This window comes from Pseudomonas sp. R1-1 (assembly GCF_051132135.1).
Classification (GTDB): Bacteria; Pseudomonadota; Gammaproteobacteria; order Pseudomonadales; family Pseudomonadaceae; genus Aquipseudomonas.
This window is the reverse complement of record NZ_CP071663.1, coordinates 2,766,516-2,782,198: the sequence shown is the minus strand read 5'-3', so window position 1 is coordinate 2,782,198 and position 15,683 is coordinate 2,766,516. Positions and strand designations below refer to the sequence as shown.

Here is a 15,683-nt window from a genome sequence, read left to right as displayed (position 1 = left end):
CCCTCTCCCGAGGGAGAGGGAACTGATTCGGGGATATTGGGGATCTGCGCCGACGTGAGCGTTCTGCGGTGAATCTGCAATCGATCGGGAGTCGCGGCGGTTAGCAATGGCGATTGCAACCCTCACAAATGCCGCAACCGGTCCCCCTGCCCCGGCGATCTCGCCGCCGCGTCAGCCCCGGCGTGCATTGCCCGTTCCAGTTCACGCGCATCATGGCTGCAATAGATCTTCACCGCCGCCCGCGCATCGGCGGCCAGTTCGCGCAGGCGTTGCTGGTTGTGCAGTCGCGCCTGGCGATCGCTGTCCATCATGAATTGGTACAGGCGCATGCCCGGCGGGCAGCGGCGTTTCGGCAGATGGACTTCATCGTGGTGGAAATAGGCGTCGCCGGCGTGCAACTGCCAACCGTCGGCGGTGCGCAGGGCAATGCCGGCGTGGCCGAGGGTGTGGCCGCTGAGCGGCACCAGCAGGATGTCTTCTTCCTCGGCGCCGAGCACGGCGCGCACCGAATCGAATCCAAACCAGGTGTCGCCCTGCGGCGCGTACAGCTCCCAGCCTTCGACGTCGCGCCATTGCGCCGGAACGAAGCGCCGCCGTTCGATCCAGTCATTCGCCGAACGGGCATGTTGCAGTTCCTGCTGCATGACGTGCACCCGTGCCCGTGGGAAATCCTGCAGGGCGCCGGCGTGGTCGAAGTCCAAGTGGGTTAGCAGAATATGGCGTACGTCATTGGCGTCGAAGCCCAGCCGGCGGATCTGCTCAAGCGCGGTGAAGCGGTGCTCGAGACGGATGTTGTTCAGCGTGCGGAAAAAGCGGCTCAGGCGCTGCGGATGCTGGACGTCCTGCTGGCCGAAACCGGTGTCGACCAGAATCAGGCCGTTGCTCGCGGTTTCGATCAGCAGGCAGTGGCACACCACCGACGCCGTCAGGCCGCGACTGTAGCCATCGAACAACGCGCCACCCAACGGGCACATACAGCCGCAATTCAAATGATGCACACGCATGTTTTACCTCCCTCGCGCCGGGCGCGCTGCCGAACCGTTATGCGCGGTTGACCCGGCCTGAGCGGCCACTGCTCGACTGAGTCGACGTATGGCACGGCGGGCGTTGCGCTTGGGCAATTGGAGGGAACAACCGCCCGTCTTCAGCGTCATCACTGAAAGCGCCGGGCGTTTATCCGCCGCGTCAGCACCACCCAAACAGTCACCCAGCCCCGCATGAAAAGGATGGCCACCATGTTCGATAAACCCCGCTACATCGTCAGTTTCATCCTCGACAATCAGCCGCAGAGCCGAACCCTGGAGCAGGACCTCGACGGCCTTGATCCGCAGCAGGCGGAAGCCGTGCTCAGGCAGGCATTTCCCGAACTCAAGGACGCCCGCCTGAGTGACGTGCAGGTGCAAAAACGGACCAAGCCTGACGAAGGCGATAACGTTCCCGGGCACTACCAGCAGCCGTAAACCAAGGCGTGTCAAAGCAAATTCAAGGAGAGGACCATGTCCGCTACGCAGAATTTGACATGGTGGAAAAACGTCGCGATTTATCAGGTCTATCCGCGCTCGTTTGCCGACGGCAACGGTGACGGCATCGGCGATCTGCCGGGGCTGATCGCGCGGCTCGATTACCTCAAGACGCTCGGTGTTGGCGCGTTGTGGTTGTCGCCGGTGTACCCGTCGCCGATGTGCGACGCCGGTTACGACATTTGCGACTACACCGACATCGACCCGCTGTTCGGGCGCCTGGCCGATCTCGATCAGCTGATTTCCGAGGCGCACAAGCGTGGCCTCAAACTGCTCATGGATTTTGTGCCCAACCACACCTCGGACCAGCATCCGTGGTTCATCGAATCGCGCGCCAGCCGCGACAACCCCAAGCGCGACTGGTACCTCTGGCGCGACCAGCCGAACAACTGGCGCGCGTCGATCGATGGCGGCAGCGCCTGGACCTGGGATGAAGGCAGTCAGCAATACTATCTGCACTTCTTCCTGCCGCAGCAGCCCGACCTCAACTGGCACAACCCGGAGGTCGTCGAGGCCATGCACAACGTGCTCAAGTTCTGGCTCGACCGCGGCGTCGATGGCTTCCGCATTGATGTGGTGCATTGCGTCGGCAAGGATCCGACTTTCGCCGATGACCCGCGCTGCATGGCTGGCGAAACCATGGTGCAGATCAACGATCAGCCCTACAGCCATGAAGTGCTGCGTGGCTTGCGTCGGTTGGTAGACCATTACCCCGGCGACCGCGTGCTGATCGGCGAAGTGAACATCCGCTCGACCGCACGGGTGGCGGCGTATTACGGCGCCAGTGATGAATTGCACATGTCGTTCAACTTCCCGCCACTCGACGCGCCGTGGGACCCGGTGGTGTTTCGCCTGTGCATCCGCGAAGTCGAACGTTGCCTCGGCGAGCAATCGGCATGGCCGACCTGGGCCTTGTCCAATCACGACAACAGCCGCATCCGCAGCCGTTACGGCGGCTCGCTGGCGCGCACAAACGCAGCGGCGGTGATGCTGCTGAGTCTGCGCGGCACGCCGTTCATTTTTCAGGGCGACGAACTGGCGCTGGAGGACACCCAGGTCAACGCACAAACCCGCGTCGACCCCGGTGGACGCGACGGCAGCCGGGCGCCGCTGCCGTGGCTGGCGCAGACGCCGCACGGCTGGTCGGGTACAGCGCCATGGCTGCCCTTCCCGCCTGAAGCCGAAGCGCTGGCAGTGGAAACTCAGGAAAGCGCCAGCGACTCCACGCTCAATCTGTACCGGCGCCTGCTGCATTGCCGCCGCGAGAGCACAGCCTTGCGCCTCGGCGACTGGCAGGAATTGCCCTCGCACCCACAGCTATTGGCTTATCGGCGCCACTGCGAGGATGACGAACGCATCGTCTGCATCAACTTCGACGCGGCCGAGCATGCCTTTGTGTTGACCGGCGAGTGGATCGTCGAAGTGGCCAGTGATCGCCACGGCGAAGACCAACCGTTCGCCGGCCTCGTCGCCGCGCACCAAGCGCTGATCCTGCGTCAGAAAGGAAGTGCCCATGAGTGCTGAATGGCCGCATACCACCGTGATTTATCAAGTCGACCCGTCGCAGTTTTTCGACCGCAACGACGATGGCTGCGGCGACCTTGCCGGCATCGTTGAGCGCCTCGATCACCTGTGCTCACTGGGCATCGGTGCGCTGTGGTTGCTGCCGATCTTCGGCTCACCGTTTCGCGATTGTGGCTATGACGTCAGCGATCACCAGGCCGTGGAACCGCGTTTCGGCAGCGAAGCGGATTTCCGCCGGCTGATCGACGCGGCCAACCAGCGCGGCATACGGGTGATCATGGAACTGGTGCTGCAACACACCAGCGACCAACACCCGTGGTTTCAGCAGGCGCGCCAGGATCGCCACTGCCGCTATCGCGACTATTACATCTGGTCGGACCAACCGGTGGACGATGGCAACCAGCCGATTTTTCCCGGTGTGGAAGACAGCATCTGGCAATGGGACGAACAGGCCGGGCAGTTCTACCGGCATCTGTTTTACCGGCATGAGCCGGACCTGAACCTGCAAAACCCGGCGGTAATCGCCGAGATCGAACAGATCATCAGCCACTGGCTGCGTCTGGGCGTTGCCGGGTTTCGTCTGGACGCCGCGTCCCACGCCGTGGAACAGGCCGGCGGCGGCGAGGAAGAACGCGGTGTGTGGCTGCTCGAACGGTTGGCCGCGCATGCGCGTTCGATCAACCCGGAATGCCTGTTGATGGGCGAAGTCGATGTCGAGCCGCAGCGGTTTCAGCACTATTTCGGCAGCGGCAATCGCTTGCAACTGGCGCTGGATTTCTGGATGAACAATCACCTGTTTCTGGCCCTCGCCCGCGAGCGTGCCGAACCGCTGCTGCGCGCGTTGCGCCAGCGCCCGCACGCCCCGGATGGCGCCGGCTATGCGGTGTGGCTGCGCAACCATGACGAACTGGATCTGGAACGCCTGAACCCGGCCGAGCGCGAGGAAGTCATGCAGGTGTTTGCCCCGCAAGCGAACATGCGTGTCTATGGCCGCGGTATTCGCCGGCGGCTAGCACCAATGCTCCATGGCGACGTGCGGCATCAGGCCTTGGCGCAGGCGCTGCTGGCGTCGTTGCCGGGCACGCCGATCATTCGTTACGGCGAGGAAATCGGCATGGGCGATGACCTGCGACGGCGCGAACGCCTCGCGGTGCGCACGCCGATGCAATGGAATGCAGAGGTCAATGGCGGATTTTCCCGCGCGGAACAAACGAAGCTGCCGGCACCGCTGATCGAGGACGGACCGTTCAGCTATCAGCGGGTAAATGTTGCCGGGCAGCAAGACGATCCCGAGTCGCTGCTGGCGCGCTGTCAGGCGATCTTTCAGCAGCGGGCGCAGCTCGGCGAAATCGGCTGGGGCGCCTCTGAACCCCTTGCGCAGGCGCATCCGGCGGTGTTTGCCATGCGCCATGTCGGCGCAGCGACCACCGTTGTGCTGGCCAACCTCAGCCGGCAAGCGGTCGAGCTCGATCTGGCGTTGAACAAAGAGCTGACGGGTTTCGAGCAGGTCCTCGCGGACGGCGTCTACCCCTCGCCCGTCAGCGAAACCGAGGCACTGACACTGAACGGCTTTGGCTACCGCTGGTTTCGTCGCAGCGTTTCAAAACCATAACAGCACCAGCGCGCCGACCACTGCCAGCGCCGCTGCCAATGCCGACACCTGCGTCGAAGTCAGCGCCAGCGCGCTGTCGCGGGAGCGGCCGACAAAGCGTCCGCGCGCACGGTGCAGGTCGCCACTCAGCGGTTGGAAGAGGTTGTCGCCGTGCTCACCGTGGTCGTCTTCCTGGCTCATCTGCCCCGGATAGCATTGGCGCGCGAGCATTCGGTCGAGCAACCCCGGAATCAGGCAACTGCCGACAATCGCCTTGATGCTCGCCATGCCCAGCCACAACTCGCGCGGCGGGCGCTGGATGACACTAAAGATCGCCCGCGCGGCGACGTCCGGGTCGTGAATCGGCGGCACCGGTTGCGGACGTTTTTCCAGTTTGTTGCGCGCCCAATCGAACTGCGGTGTGTTGATCGCCGGCAACTGCACCATGCACACGCGAATACGGCTGCGCTCGTGCAGCAGTTCGCAGCGCAACGCATCGGTGAAACCGCGCACGGCAAACTTGGCCGCGCAGTAGGCCGACTGCAACGGAATCGCCCGATAGGCCAGCGCCGAGCCGACCTGGATGATCAGCCCCGTATTGCGTGGGCGCATCAAGCGCAACGCCGCCAACGTGCCGTGGACAGTGCCGAGATAAGTCACTTCGGTGACCCGACGAATCTCCGCTGCGCTGAGCTTCTCGATCGGTGAAAACACCGTGACCATGGCTGAATTGACCCAGATCTCCAGCGGCCCCAGTTCCTCTTCCAGCGCAATGGCCGCCGCTTCCAGCGCTTGCGCATCAGCGACATCGACGCTGATCGCCTTCACTGCCTGCCCGTATTGCGCCAGCTCGTCACGCGTCGACTCCAGCCCGGCCTCATCGCGTGCGAGCAAGCCGATGCGGTAACCGGCCGCGGCGAAACGCTGCGCCGTGGCGCGCCCCACACCGGCACTGGCGCCGCAAATCACCACCAGCCCGTTGTTTTGCTGATCCATGCTTTGCTCCTCCCGGCAGACTAGAACTTGGGCACATCGCCCGTGGCTTCGGCCAGCGTCGCCAGTGCCTCCTCCATGCTGGCGATGTTGTCTTGCAGCTTTTCAAAAACCAGATCGAACGCACCGTCAACGTCCATCGTCTGCTGGCCACGCAGCGTGGCGCTGCCCTCCTCGATCTCGCGCAAGGTGTTCACGCTCTCGCGCAAACTCAGCAATTGCTCAAAAATGCTGGCGACCTGGGCTTTGCTGTCAACGCTCATGCTTGCCATCCGGACCTCATCATCATTCAACCGAACGCAGGCTCGTGAGCAGGCCGCGCAACGTATCCTTGTGGTTCTCGAGACCTTCGCTGGTCAGCTCGTATTCCTTCAGCGCCGTGGTGCGACCGTGGTCCTTGCTGCTCTGCATCAGCCGCCCGAGCAGCAACTGCTTTTCGTGCAAGGCGCGAATTGCCACCCACAGCGCTTCTTCGACGGTTGCATTCTGGGCGTGGAACAAGGCGCGGCTGGTGTAGGCGTGCCCGGTGTGACAGCGAAAACGCGGCGGGGTATCGCCGACTTCCCACAGCGCCCCGCCACATTCCGGGCAGGATATACCGGCGACCTTGCCGATCCCGTCCAGGACATAAGCGCCGCCGCGGCTGAGGCTTTCGGTGAGTTCGTTTTCCGTCGCGTAAGGCTCGATGCGTGGCGGCTGCACAGCCGAATGAGCGCCGTCCGTGCGTCGCCGGACCGCCTCGACCAACGCCGTGCCCAGTGTGTTCAGCGGCAGGCACACGTCCACCTGCACATGCCGCAATGCATTGCGTGGCATCGACGGCGCTTCGGCGGTGTCCGGGTCCTGCACGAACACCTTACCGCCATACGCTTTGATCGCTTGCAGCCCGACCACGCCGTCATCCAGCTCGCCGGTCAGCAGCACGCCAATGGCTCTGTCGCCGTAACTGGTCGCCGCCGAGCGAAACATCGGATCGATGGCCGGGCGCGCATGGTTCTCCTTGGCGCTGCGCACCAGTTGCAGCGTGTCGCGCTTGATCAGCAAGTGCTTGTCCGGCGGTGCGATGTACACACAGCCATTGGCTGGCCGGGCGCCGCTTGCGGCGAAACTGATGTCGAGCGACGATGTATGCGTCAGCAGGCTCGGCAGCAGGCTCGGCTGATCGCCGATGTGCATGGTGATGAACACCGCTGCCGGCAGATCGCGTGGAAACTGCTCCAGCAGCACGCGCAATGCGGCCAGTCCACCGCTTGAAACACCAATGACAATGATCTGTTCGACCGGCTTGTGTTGATTCATGTTCTACGTCCTTACTGCCGGATCGAAAGCGCCGATTTTGCCCTCTGACCGCGCTGGCAGGCTGTTGCGGGCGCACCGTGCCCCGCTTGAAAAAATGATCGTTGTGTCTGTTGTGATCGGTCGAAACGAACGAAGGTTCGAAGAAATCTTCAATCGCCGGTCGTGGCGCCTGCGATTGAATTTTTAACGCCCATGCCTTCCTAAACGTAGAGCGGCCCGCAACGGGGCGCACGTCAAAGAGGACTGAAAGCGATGCCGAAAATCCGCGAACAGGCCGCCGATGGCGAGACCACGGCCAACACCGAAGCACTGCTCAAGCGCCTGCTGATGGCGCGCGGCCCCGGTGGACAGGAAGACGAGGTGCGGAGCATTTGTCAGGAGCATTTGCAGCGCCATTGCGATGAAACCTGGACCGACCCGGCCGGCAATGTCATCGGCTTGATCAAGGGCCGGCACAGCAGCGCCGATGCCAACCGCGCGGTGCGCATCATGGGCCACATGGATGAAATTGCCATGCTGGTCAAACGCGTCGAACCGGACGGCACCCTGCGCGTGGTGGCGCTGGGCGGTGCCAATCCGGTGAACTTCGGCGTATGCCCGGTCGACATTCTCGGCGACGAGCAAATCCTGCCCGGCGTGCTGTCGTTCGGCTCGATGCACGCGACCACCGGTTCGCCGCAAGGCCAGGACGTACTCAGCGGCGCCGTGCAATGGAAAGACGTGCACATCATCACCCGCCAGGACCCGCAAGCCTTGCAACGCATGGGCGTGCGTCCCGGCACGCGGGTGGTGCTCAGTCAGCACTGGCGCACGCCGTTTCGCGTCAACGATGCTATTGCCGCGCATTTTCTCGATGACCGCGCGCCCGTCGTGGCCATGCTGCAAGCCGTCGAGCAATTGCAACACTGGCGCAGCGAGTTGCCCTGCGACGCCTACTTCGTCTTCACCACCCTCGAAGAAGAAAGCAACGCCGGCGCGATGTACGCCGCCGCGCATTTGCCCGGGGAAACGACCATTGCCGTCGAGGTCGGTCCGGTGATGAGCGAATACGCGACGCAGTTGAAGGTCGATCCGATCGTCAATACCGGCGACCAGAAGGGTTATTACTCAAGGCATGTGGTGACCGCACTTGCCGCGGCCGCAAAGGATTGCGGCTTTGACCCGCAGTTTGCCTTGCTGGTGGACTTCGCCTCCGATGCCAGTGCGGTGATGAGCTCAGGCGTCAGCGCCCACGCCGGATGCCTGGCGATACCGACCGAGAACACGCATGGCTACGAGCTGGTGGTGGACGGCGCGATCGAAGCCTGCGCCGCGACGCTGGTGCAATACCTGAAAAATCAACCGAGCGACGGCGCGCCGTGAGGCGGCGCAGCGGTGCGAATCGATGATGCGGCGGTTTATTTGAAACGCAAGGTTCGCTGCGAGGTCAGCACATGCTCCAACTGCGGCTCGACCACCGCGCAGTGCACCGCCAGCACCCGCGCCTGCTCCCACTCAAGGTCGGGGCGTAACCATTCCAACGCATCCTGCGCCGCAAACGCCAGCAACCGCTGGCGTTTCATCTCGCGATCCTCATGGGTCACCAGCGCAAGCCCTTCGCACCCGTTGAACGTGCTGCCGACCTGGGCCAGCGCCGCAAGAAACATGGGCGCTGGCTGACGCGACGTGGTGTAAGCCAGATTACGTGAGTGCACGCTCATCCCGGCATCCAGAGGCTCGTACCAGCCCTCGACAGCGACGAGCATGCGCCCGTCACGCTTGACCCGGTTGAACACTTTCGAGCGCATCACCAGGTGCAGCGGCAAATGCGTGAGCGGCGGCAACGTCCCGCTCGACCAGGACGGCGACCAGCCCCAGCGTACCGGCAGGCACTCGAGGGTTGTGCCGCGATGGCGAATGCCGGTGACCTGCATGCCCGGTTTGATCAGATCGCCGCGCCCGCTGTGTCGATGATCGGCGTCAGCGCTACTGTTGGTCGCAACGCCCAGCACTTCGATACGGGAAATCTTTCCTTCGAGAAAGCACGACGCCAGTTTCTGCGGGGCGGCGTGTTGAACAATGTACTCACACATTACGACACTCCTGACACTCGATCCGGAAACGCCTGCCGGGCCGCCTCAGCGGCGGCCCATCAACCGCTTGATGTTCATCCAGTCCTCGTAAGCGGCCCTGCGCCTGGCATCGGCCAGCGCTTTTGCTTCAGTGAAACGCGACCAGACATCGGCATTTTCGTCCCCCGTCTGGATGAGCTTGTAGGCGATCTCGTCGAGCAGGTCTGCCTCTCTGAACAACGCGGTATTGCGGGCGATGGCTTCATCCCATTGGGTGGGCGGGTCGGGGTCCGGGTCTGACAGGGGTCTGGTCATATCGCAAGGTCCTCATCCCAGGTCACCGGCTTCGAGGCCCGCCATTGCACGTCGGTCACGCCGAACCGCTCTGCCATCGGTTTGGAAAAACGCTTCAAGGGAGGCCTTCCGGGCTTGGGGATCGGGGTCAACCCCGCGTCACAACTGGCCCACTGCCAGGCTTCCGCGTTGTTCATCAGTTTCGTCCTGATAATGAACGACTTGGGCATGCCATGGAGTCGGTAGTTGATCACATAAAATTCTGCTTGGCTCATGAGGCTCTCCTGTTGTTACTAAACAGGGATGTTTCACGCGCACAGAAATTCAGAGAATTTGACTGGATTTCGATATACGTTTCAAAGCCCTGAAAATTAGCTATACAGAGTCACCAAATCTGTACAAGTCGAGCGTAATGTTTTTTTAACAGCCAAATAAAAGACAACTAACGATCCCTTGCCTGACAACTTTGCGATGCAATTGCAACGTGCAAACTCGATCGTGTTCGCGTTCGCCCTGTCATTTCCGTGTCGTTGCGCGCAAAACCCCGTCTCATGCAGTCGCAAGGGTGGAAGTTGTACTGACGTGCAAATAAACCCTGATCTTCCGATCCTCAATAATTGATAAGCGAAGCGCTTTTCGCGTGATTTTTTATACAAACCCACCGAAGCCTGTGCGAAGGTTGAATTGGCCTATCGAGCCGTAACAGGAGAGTGCGATATGGATGACGACGATCAACAGCATACTTGTACAAGGTGCAGCAGGCTGTACAAAAGCCCCCAGCAAGCGGAACGCTACAAGGCGGGCGCGGGCCATGCCGGGCTGTGCGGGCGATGCATCAAGCTGCAACAAGAGCAGGCCATTGATGAAGGCCTCGCGCTCTGCGCCGCGAAGATGATGCTGATCGACAGCCAGTTCAAAACACCGCCGAAGCGCTAGTTTAGTGTCTGCCATATCCGCATCTTATGGACGATCGTTGCAGTCCGCGCAGATAAACTGGCTGTAGCGGTCAACAAAACCAGATAGATATCAAAAAAGTGGCAGATTGATATTGATTCTCCGCTGCTTTGAAAGAAGTGACCGTTAGTCAGATGGACTTCAGAAAAAACGAAACAACTTCAGCCAGTACGATCCCAATAGCAGACCTGCCAAAAGCAGGTCGCTCACGAGTACCCTCCTTAATTGCCCGTACTCTGTACGGGCTTTTTTATCATGTTCTTTACAGGCTGTTTTTGTTTAAAGCCCGAACTTACGAACCCTGACCATTGTTAACATCCATCCAGCTAAAGCCCAGCGGTACGTTGTTCGGCATACAGGCGGCACGCCTCGCCAAAGGCATGAAATATCTTCAGATAGTCCGGATGCGACAGCACCTGCCACTCAGGATGCCATTGCACGCCCAAAGCAAATCCCTTGCTGCCCTCGACCGATAACGCCTCGATCAAGCCATCCTCCGCCACCGCCTCAACACGCAAACCCTCAGCCACCCGCGCAATGCCCTGAGCGTGCACGGAATTGACCTTGATCACCCCCTCAAGCCCAAGCCCCGCCAGAACGCCACCCGGTTGCACCGTCACGTCGTGGGTCTTGGCGTACTGCTCTTCGATAGATTCATCACTGGGCGGTTCATGCTCCGGGCCAGGCTCATCGAGCTGCTGGTGCAAGGTACCGCCGAAGGCCACGTTCAGTTCCTGCACCCCGCGACACAAACCGAGCAACGGCACCCCCGCAGCAATCGCCACCCGCAACAACGGCAGCGTCAAATGATCACGCGCCGGATCATGCTCAGTCCCCGGCGGACTCGGCGGCCCGCCGTAATGAAACGGCTCGATATTCGACGGCGCACCGGTGAACAGCAAACCATCGACACTCGCGACGATCTGCTCAGGATCAAGCAGATCAGGGAACATCGGCAAAATCAGCGGCAACCCACCGGCCGCACTGGCCACCGCACGCGAATTCTTGTCGTCATTCATTTGCACCGCATGCGGACCGATCTTCCAGCAACTGGCCGTGACCGCAATGACAGGTAATCGAGACATACACTCCCCCCGGGATTTGGTTGTTGGCGTTTCGCCTGGAATTTTTGAGTTCGGGGTTGGGGTGGGCGTTCAGTTGGTTTTATGGACGCGGTCATTGCCTGCCTGAAAATCAAAAGATCAAGATCAAAAGCCCCTCACCCTAGCCCTCTCCCGGAGGGAGAGGGAACTGACCGCGGTGAATGCGAGGGCTACGCCGACTCCAAAGACCGAGTCGTACACACAATTTGAAAAGCCCAAAGATCGGCCCCCTCTCCAGGGGGAGAGGGCTGGGGTGAGGGGCGAATCCACCGCAAACCCAAAGCCATGCGACGCTTCTCACCACTCAATAGGCCGAGTGTCAGCTCGCCTGCTTTTGATCTTGATCCACCAGCGACGTCGGAAGGCTGAGCGGAGGGATTGATCCGGGCGTGGGAGCGCAGCGACCGTCTGGCGCAGCCAGACACAGCGGAAGTAGGTGCAGCGAAGCAAACCGTAGCCGCTGCGCCCGGATCGATCCCGCAGCGAAGGAACCCGAGCCTGCGAGGGCCGTACGTAGGAGCAAGCGTTTTTTTGCTTACTTTTTTTAGGCGTTTGTAAAAAAAGTGAGTCGCCGTCAGGCGAAACCGTAAGCAGCCGTTACCGCAGCAACGGATATGCTCTCAAAAATACCTTTCATCCCACCCGCGACAAACCCAGTGGAACCGCAAACGCCAGCCTTTCTTCTATCGCAAACACCCCGATGGAGAACCGCAACATGACCGACCATCCACTGATAGCCACCCACACACGAAACGACACCGGCCAGCGCGGCGCAATGAGCAGCGCCGAACGCGCCCTGTCCCTCACCGCCGGCGGCGCCCTGCTCTTGCACGGCTGGCGCACCGGCGGTCTCGCCGGCGCACTGGAAATCGTCGCCGGCGCATACGGCGTATGGCGCGGCGCCGCCGGCCACTGCCGCTTGAAACAGGCCCTCACCCCTACCCCGTTCGAACAACAATTCAGCCGCGAACACCACTGGCCGATCAGCGAAGCGATCACCCGCAGCGTGACGATCAACCGCCCGCTGGAAGAAGTCCGCGACTTCATCGCCCGCGTCGAAAACATCGGGCCGTTGCTGCGCTGGGTCGACAGCGTCGAACAACTGAGCCCCGACACCACCTGCTGGACGCTGCGCGCCCCAGCCGGTCGCAAACTGCAAACGACGCTGACCCGCCAGCCCGCCGAAGACCCGAACACCCTGCACTGGCAAACCCCGGACCAATCCAACTGGCAACATGACATTTCCCTGTCGTTGACCCCCGCCCCCGCCAACCGTGGCACCCAGGTCAAAGCCGTGGTCGTGTGCAAACCGGCGATGGGCAAACTCGGTTACGCCTTCGCTCGCGCAATCAGCCTGTTCAGCGACAAAGCCCTGCTCAACGGTTTACAAGCAGTCAAACAGCAGATGGAAACCGGCGAAGTCAGCAACAACCGCATGCGCCCTGAAGGCGACGATGATTTTTTTTATGTCCACGGCGACAGCGGCCATGCCGCGGCCAGCCAGCCACCGGTGAAAACCGGCGTGGCGATTGAAGGGGGGGTTCACTGATGCGCGCACTCACCTGGCAAGCACCCAACCATCTGCAAGTCGACAACGTCCCCGATCCGTCGATTCTCAACCCGCGCGATGCAATCATCCGCGTGACGATGTCCTCGGTTTGCGGCTCCGATCTGCACCTGCTCGGCGGTTACGTTCCGGCGATGAAACCGGGCGATATCATCGGCCATGAGTTCATGGGCGAGATCGTTGAGGTTGGTCCCGGCGTCAACGGCCTGCGCAAGGGCGACAAGGTCATCACCATTTCGATCATCGGCTGCGGCAATTGCGAGCCGTGTCAGCGCAGCGATTTTTCCTGCTGCGACAACTCCAACCCCAACCCGTCGGTGACCGACCTCGCCTACGGCCAACCGTGCTGCGGGATCATCGGCTACAGCCACGCGTTCGGCGGCTATCCCGGCAGCCACGCCACCTATGTGCGCGTGCCCTACGCCGACGTCAACCTGTTCAAGGTGCCCGACGGCGTGCGCGACGAGCAGGCGTTGTTCGTCTCCGATGCCGCGCCCACCGGTTATTTCGCCGCAGACAATGCCGACATTCAGCCCGGCGAAACGGTGGCGGTCTGGGGCTGCGGCGGCGTCGGGCTCATGGCGATCTGCAGCGCTTATCTGCTCGGCGCCGAACGGGTCATTGCGATCGATCGTTACCCCGAGCGACTGCGCCTGGCCGAAGAACGCTGCAACGCCATTCCGATCAATTACGAGCAGACCAACGTTCACGAAGCGCTGCTGGAACTGACCGGCGGGCGCGGGCCGGACCGCTGCATCGATTGCGTCGGCATGGAAGCCCACGGCACGGAAATCGACTACGCCTACGACAAAACCAAACAGATGCTGCGCCTGCACACCGAACGCGGCACCGTGCTACGCCAGGCCATTCGCGCCTGTCGCAAGGGTGGCACGGTGTCGGTGGTCGGGGTGTATGGCGGGTTGCTGGACAAATTCCCGATGGGCGCGATCGTCAACAAGGCGCTGACGGTGCGCTCAGGGCAACAGCCGGGGCAACGCTACGCACCGACGTTGTTCGAGCACATTCAGAAAGGCGAACTCGATCCGTCGTGGCTGCTGACCCATCCGATGAGCCTGGAGGACGGTGCCGAAGGTTATCGGATGTTCAAGGAGAAGACCGATCAGTGCATTCGCGCCGTGTTCAAGCCGTGAAGGTTGCAACGCCGCTGACGCCGGTTGCCGGCGTCAGCGGCGCTGTCATTCATTCTCATGGCCGTGCGCGTCGGCACAGGACAATCGCCCCGACTCGCCGCCGGCGATGCGTTCTGCCTGATCGATGCCGCGCTTGAGCGCGTCTTCGACTTCCCATTCGATACCGGGCAATTTTCTGATTCGCTCGTAGGCGCATTCGCCGGTCGCCGTGTAGACGCTGATAAACATTTCCACGTCGCCGTCATCCGCCTCGCGTGCCCGCACCTCGATGTGACAACCGTTTTCGACTTCTTCGGTGTGGCACTTTTCTGCCCTCTCCGTGGCCTTCCATTTGCTGTAGGTTTCGCCGCGTTTGAACATGTCGTACTCCTGATCTGAATCCGCTTATTCAAAGACCCAGGCTGTCGCTGGATGATTCCCGAATTTGCCCAAAGGTCATTTCCAGCATAGTCCGCCAGTTCTGCCCCGCCGCTTCGCTAGTTCAACCGTTCGTCAGGTTCAGTAACATTTTGTCAAACCAATGCCGAAGGGTTTATTCAAAAAATCGTGGCTCACATGAACCACTGTTACAGCCGCCTGAATATTGATGCAGGCAACTTCGCTGCGCTTTAAACAAACGCAGCGGCAATACCTCAACTCATTGTTTTACTCAGGTGCGTCGCAGTTCCGCCACAGGACGAGGATCGGCGTTTATACAGGAGCATGTATGAAGCGAATCATTGGGTATGGCCTGACCTATCTCGCTACCAGCGTTGTTCTCGCCGGTTGCAACTTGATCGTGTTCAACCCCAAGGGCCAGGTGGCCAAGGATGAACGCGACCTGATCATCCTCGCGACCGGCCTGATGCTGCTGGTGGTGATTCCGGTCATCGTGATGACTTTCCTGTTCGCCTGGCGCTATCGCGCCACCAACAAAAAAGCCCGCTATTCGCCGCGCTGGGCCAGTTCGCACAAGATCGAAGCAGTGGTCTGGGGCGTGCCGTTCCTGATTATCTGCGTGCTCGGCTGGGTCACCTGGGAAACCACGCACGCGCTGGACCCTTATCGACCGCTCGACTCCGATGTCCCGCCGGTGAATGTGCAGGTGGTCGCCACGGACTGGAAATGGTTGTTCATTTACCCGGATCTGGGTATTGCTTCGGTCAATGAACTGGCACTGCCGGTCAATACGCCGGTAAGTTTCACCGTCACTTCCGACGCGGCCATGACTTCGTTCTTTATTCCGGCTCTCGGCGGGCAGATATATGCCATGGCGGGCATGCAAACCAAGTTGCATTTGATCGCCAATGAGGCCGGCCAATATCGCGGGATTGCCGCCAACTATAATGGCCACGGCTTCTCCGACATGCACTTCAGCACCCTGGCATTGAATGGCGCCGACTATGACGCGTGGGTAAACAAGGTCAGGAACACCCCCCAGCAACTCGATCAGAACAGTTATGCCGAACTGGCGAAGCCTTCGGTTGCACACCCGATTACTTATTACTCGAAAGTTCAAGAGCGACTGTTCCTGAATATCGTCGACAAGTACGAAGGCATGAACAAGGCACCGCGCCCCACGGGTAGCCAGGTGCAACGCAACAGCGACGACAAGCGCGTCGATCAACAACCGAGTCTGCTGGCCGAGGAGCGTTAA

General features: G+C 61.1%; 17 protein-coding genes. 8 read left to right on the top strand and 9 right to left on the bottom strand.

All coding sequences use genetic code 11. The features are described from left to right. Positions 1-122: 122 nt before the first annotated feature. A complete protein-coding gene (locus J3P75_RS12700; RefSeq protein ID WP_434710865.1) occupies positions 123-1,004 on the bottom strand; it encodes an MBL fold metallo-hydrolase in 882 nt (293 codons plus the stop codon). A gap of 231 nt (positions 1,005-1,235) precedes the next feature. Between J3P75_RS12700 and J3P75_RS12695 the strand changes: the two genes are divergently transcribed. The 3 genes from J3P75_RS12695 to J3P75_RS12685 are packed head-to-tail and all read left to right on the top strand — an operon-like array spanning position 1,236 to position 4,656. Then, positions 1,236-1,460: a hypothetical protein gene (locus J3P75_RS12695; protein WP_434710863.1), complete on the top strand. Its 225-nt coding sequence runs from the start codon at positions 1,236-1,238 to the stop codon at positions 1,458-1,460. 36 nt (positions 1,461-1,496) lie between these two features. Then, positions 1,497-3,044 (top strand): alpha-amylase family glycosyl hydrolase, encoded by a 1,548-nt coding sequence (locus tag J3P75_RS12690; RefSeq protein ID WP_434710861.1) that lies wholly within the window; start codon positions 1,497-1,499, stop codon positions 3,042-3,044. After that, the gene (locus J3P75_RS12685) at positions 3,034-4,656 is read left to right on the top strand and encodes an alpha-amylase family protein (RefSeq protein ID WP_434710860.1); all 1,623 of its coding nucleotides are present in this window, start codon (positions 3,034-3,036) and stop codon (positions 4,654-4,656) included. The genes J3P75_RS12690 and J3P75_RS12685 overlap by 11 nt, the downstream gene beginning before the upstream one ends. Here the strand turns inward: J3P75_RS12685 and J3P75_RS12680 are convergent. Genes J3P75_RS12680 through J3P75_RS12670 form a run of 3 tightly spaced genes read right to left on the bottom strand, consistent with a single transcriptional unit; the run spans position 4,645 to position 6,927 of the window. Beyond that, a complete protein-coding gene (locus J3P75_RS12680; RefSeq protein WP_434710858.1) occupies positions 4,645-5,631 on the bottom strand; it encodes an SDR family oxidoreductase in 987 nt (328 codons plus the stop codon). The two genes, J3P75_RS12685 and J3P75_RS12680, sit on opposite strands and share 12 nt — an antisense overlap. Before the next feature lie 20 nt (positions 5,632-5,651). Further along, positions 5,652-5,891: a hypothetical protein gene (locus tag J3P75_RS12675; protein ID WP_434597865.1), complete on the bottom strand. Its 240-nt coding sequence runs from the start codon at positions 5,889-5,891 to the stop codon at positions 5,652-5,654. A 22-nt stretch (positions 5,892-5,913) separates the two neighbouring features. Continuing rightward, positions 5,914-6,927 carry a chemotaxis protein CheB gene (locus tag J3P75_RS12670; protein WP_434710856.1) on the bottom strand — a complete coding sequence of 338 codons (1,014 nt, stop codon included), beginning with the start codon at positions 6,925-6,927 and terminating at the stop codon, positions 5,914-5,916. 252 nt (positions 6,928-7,179) lie between these two features. Between J3P75_RS12670 and J3P75_RS12665 the strand changes: the two genes are divergently transcribed. Further along, positions 7,180-8,289, top strand: coding sequence for a M28 family peptidase (locus tag J3P75_RS12665; RefSeq protein ID WP_434710854.1), 1,110 nt, complete (start codon positions 7,180-7,182; stop codon positions 8,287-8,289). Positions 8,290-8,324: 35 nt separating this feature from the next. On the opposite strand, the gene J3P75_RS12660 is transcribed toward J3P75_RS12665, so the two are convergent. Genes J3P75_RS12660 through J3P75_RS12650 form a run of 3 tightly spaced genes read right to left on the bottom strand, consistent with a single transcriptional unit; the run spans position 8,325 to position 9,547 of the window. Continuing rightward, positions 8,325-8,999: an SOS response-associated peptidase family protein gene (locus J3P75_RS12660; RefSeq protein ID WP_434597859.1), complete on the bottom strand. Its 675-nt coding sequence runs from the start codon at positions 8,997-8,999 to the stop codon at positions 8,325-8,327. 45 nt (positions 9,000-9,044) lie between these two features. Further along, positions 9,045-9,293, bottom strand: coding sequence for a hypothetical protein (locus J3P75_RS12655; protein WP_434710852.1), 249 nt, complete (start codon positions 9,291-9,293; stop codon positions 9,045-9,047). Next, entirely contained in the window at positions 9,290-9,547 is a 258-nt protein-coding gene (locus J3P75_RS12650; protein ID WP_434710850.1) for a DUF6555 family protein, read from the bottom strand. The genes J3P75_RS12655 and J3P75_RS12650 overlap by 4 nt, the downstream gene beginning before the upstream one ends. Positions 9,548-9,989: 442 nt before the next feature. Here J3P75_RS12650 and J3P75_RS12645 point away from each other — a divergent pair, with 442 nt between their 5' ends. After that, positions 9,990-10,208 (top strand): hypothetical protein, encoded by a 219-nt coding sequence (locus tag J3P75_RS12645; protein ID WP_332766885.1) that lies wholly within the window; start codon positions 9,990-9,992, stop codon positions 10,206-10,208. A gap of 344 nt (positions 10,209-10,552) precedes the next feature. On the opposite strand, the gene J3P75_RS12640 is transcribed toward J3P75_RS12645, so the two are convergent. After that, complete coding sequence (locus J3P75_RS12640) at positions 10,553-11,311, bottom strand: gamma-glutamyl-gamma-aminobutyrate hydrolase family protein (RefSeq protein WP_434710848.1); 759 nt, start codon at positions 11,309-11,311, stop codon at positions 10,553-10,555. 733 nt (positions 11,312-12,044) lie between these two features. Between J3P75_RS12640 and J3P75_RS12635 the strand changes: the two genes are divergently transcribed. Both J3P75_RS12635 and J3P75_RS12630 read left to right on the top strand, forming a co-directional pair. Then, positions 12,045-12,878 (top strand): SRPBCC family protein, encoded by an 834-nt coding sequence (locus J3P75_RS12635; protein WP_434710846.1) that lies wholly within the window; start codon positions 12,045-12,047, stop codon positions 12,876-12,878. Continuing rightward, positions 12,878-14,047: a zinc-dependent alcohol dehydrogenase gene (locus J3P75_RS12630; protein WP_394507067.1), complete on the top strand. Its 1,170-nt coding sequence runs from the start codon at positions 12,878-12,880 to the stop codon at positions 14,045-14,047. The genes J3P75_RS12635 and J3P75_RS12630 overlap by 1 nt, the downstream gene beginning before the upstream one ends. A 45-nt stretch (positions 14,048-14,092) precedes the next feature. On the opposite strand, the gene J3P75_RS12625 is transcribed toward J3P75_RS12630, so the two are convergent. Then, on the bottom strand, positions 14,093-14,407 hold the full coding sequence (locus tag J3P75_RS12625) for a hypothetical protein (protein ID WP_203421867.1): 315 nt from the start codon (positions 14,405-14,407) through the stop codon (positions 14,093-14,095). A gap of 346 nt (positions 14,408-14,753) precedes the next feature. Between J3P75_RS12625 and cyoA the strand changes: the two genes are divergently transcribed. Continuing rightward, positions 14,754-15,683, top strand: a complete 930-nt coding sequence (gene cyoA / locus J3P75_RS12620) for a ubiquinol oxidase subunit II (protein ID WP_336354675.1) — start codon at positions 14,754-14,756, stop codon at positions 15,681-15,683.

What these genes read in the sequence shown, in the direction of transcription:
- J3P75_RS12700 (WP_434710865.1), bottom strand. Translation starts at nt 1,004, where the DNA reads ATGCGTGTGCATCATTTGAATTGCGGCTGTATGTGCCCGTTGGGTGGC.
- J3P75_RS12695 (WP_434710863.1), top strand. Translation starts at nt 1,236, where the DNA reads ATGTTCGATAAACCCCGCTACATCGTCAGTTTCATCCTCGACAATCAG.
- J3P75_RS12690 (WP_434710861.1), top strand. Translation starts at nt 1,497, where the DNA reads ATGTCCGCTACGCAGAATTTGACATGGTGGAAAAACGTCGCGATTTAT.
- J3P75_RS12685 (WP_434710860.1), top strand. Translation starts at nt 3,034, where the DNA reads ATGAGTGCTGAATGGCCGCATACCACCGTGATTTATCAAGTCGACCCG.
- J3P75_RS12680 (WP_434710858.1), bottom strand. Translation starts at nt 5,631, where the DNA reads ATGGATCAGCAAAACAACGGGCTGGTGGTGATTTGCGGCGCCAGTGCC.
- J3P75_RS12675 (WP_434597865.1), bottom strand. Translation starts at nt 5,891, where the DNA reads ATGAGCGTTGACAGCAAAGCCCAGGTCGCCAGCATTTTTGAGCAATTG.
- J3P75_RS12670 (WP_434710856.1), bottom strand. Translation starts at nt 6,927, where the DNA reads ATGAATCAACACAAGCCGGTCGAACAGATCATTGTCATTGGTGTTTCA.
- J3P75_RS12665 (WP_434710854.1), top strand. Translation starts at nt 7,180, where the DNA reads ATGCCGAAAATCCGCGAACAGGCCGCCGATGGCGAGACCACGGCCAAC.
- J3P75_RS12660 (WP_434597859.1), bottom strand. Translation starts at nt 8,999, where the DNA reads ATGTGTGAGTACATTGTTCAACACGCCGCCCCGCAGAAACTGGCGTCG.
- J3P75_RS12655 (WP_434710852.1), bottom strand. Translation starts at nt 9,293, where the DNA reads ATGACCAGACCCCTGTCAGACCCGGACCCCGACCCGCCCACCCAATGG.
- J3P75_RS12650 (WP_434710850.1), bottom strand. Translation starts at nt 9,547, where the DNA reads ATGAGCCAAGCAGAATTTTATGTGATCAACTACCGACTCCATGGCATG.
- J3P75_RS12645 (WP_332766885.1), top strand. Translation starts at nt 9,990, where the DNA reads ATGGATGACGACGATCAACAGCATACTTGTACAAGGTGCAGCAGGCTG.
- J3P75_RS12640 (WP_434710848.1), bottom strand. Translation starts at nt 11,311, where the DNA reads ATGTCTCGATTACCTGTCATTGCGGTCACGGCCAGTTGCTGGAAGATC.
- J3P75_RS12635 (WP_434710846.1), top strand. Translation starts at nt 12,045, where the DNA reads ATGACCGACCATCCACTGATAGCCACCCACACACGAAACGACACCGGC.
- J3P75_RS12630 (WP_394507067.1), top strand. Translation starts at nt 12,878, where the DNA reads ATGCGCGCACTCACCTGGCAAGCACCCAACCATCTGCAAGTCGACAAC.
- J3P75_RS12625 (WP_203421867.1), bottom strand. Translation starts at nt 14,407, where the DNA reads ATGTTCAAACGCGGCGAAACCTACAGCAAATGGAAGGCCACGGAGAGG.
- cyoA (WP_336354675.1), top strand. Translation starts at nt 14,754, where the DNA reads ATGAAGCGAATCATTGGGTATGGCCTGACCTATCTCGCTACCAGCGTT.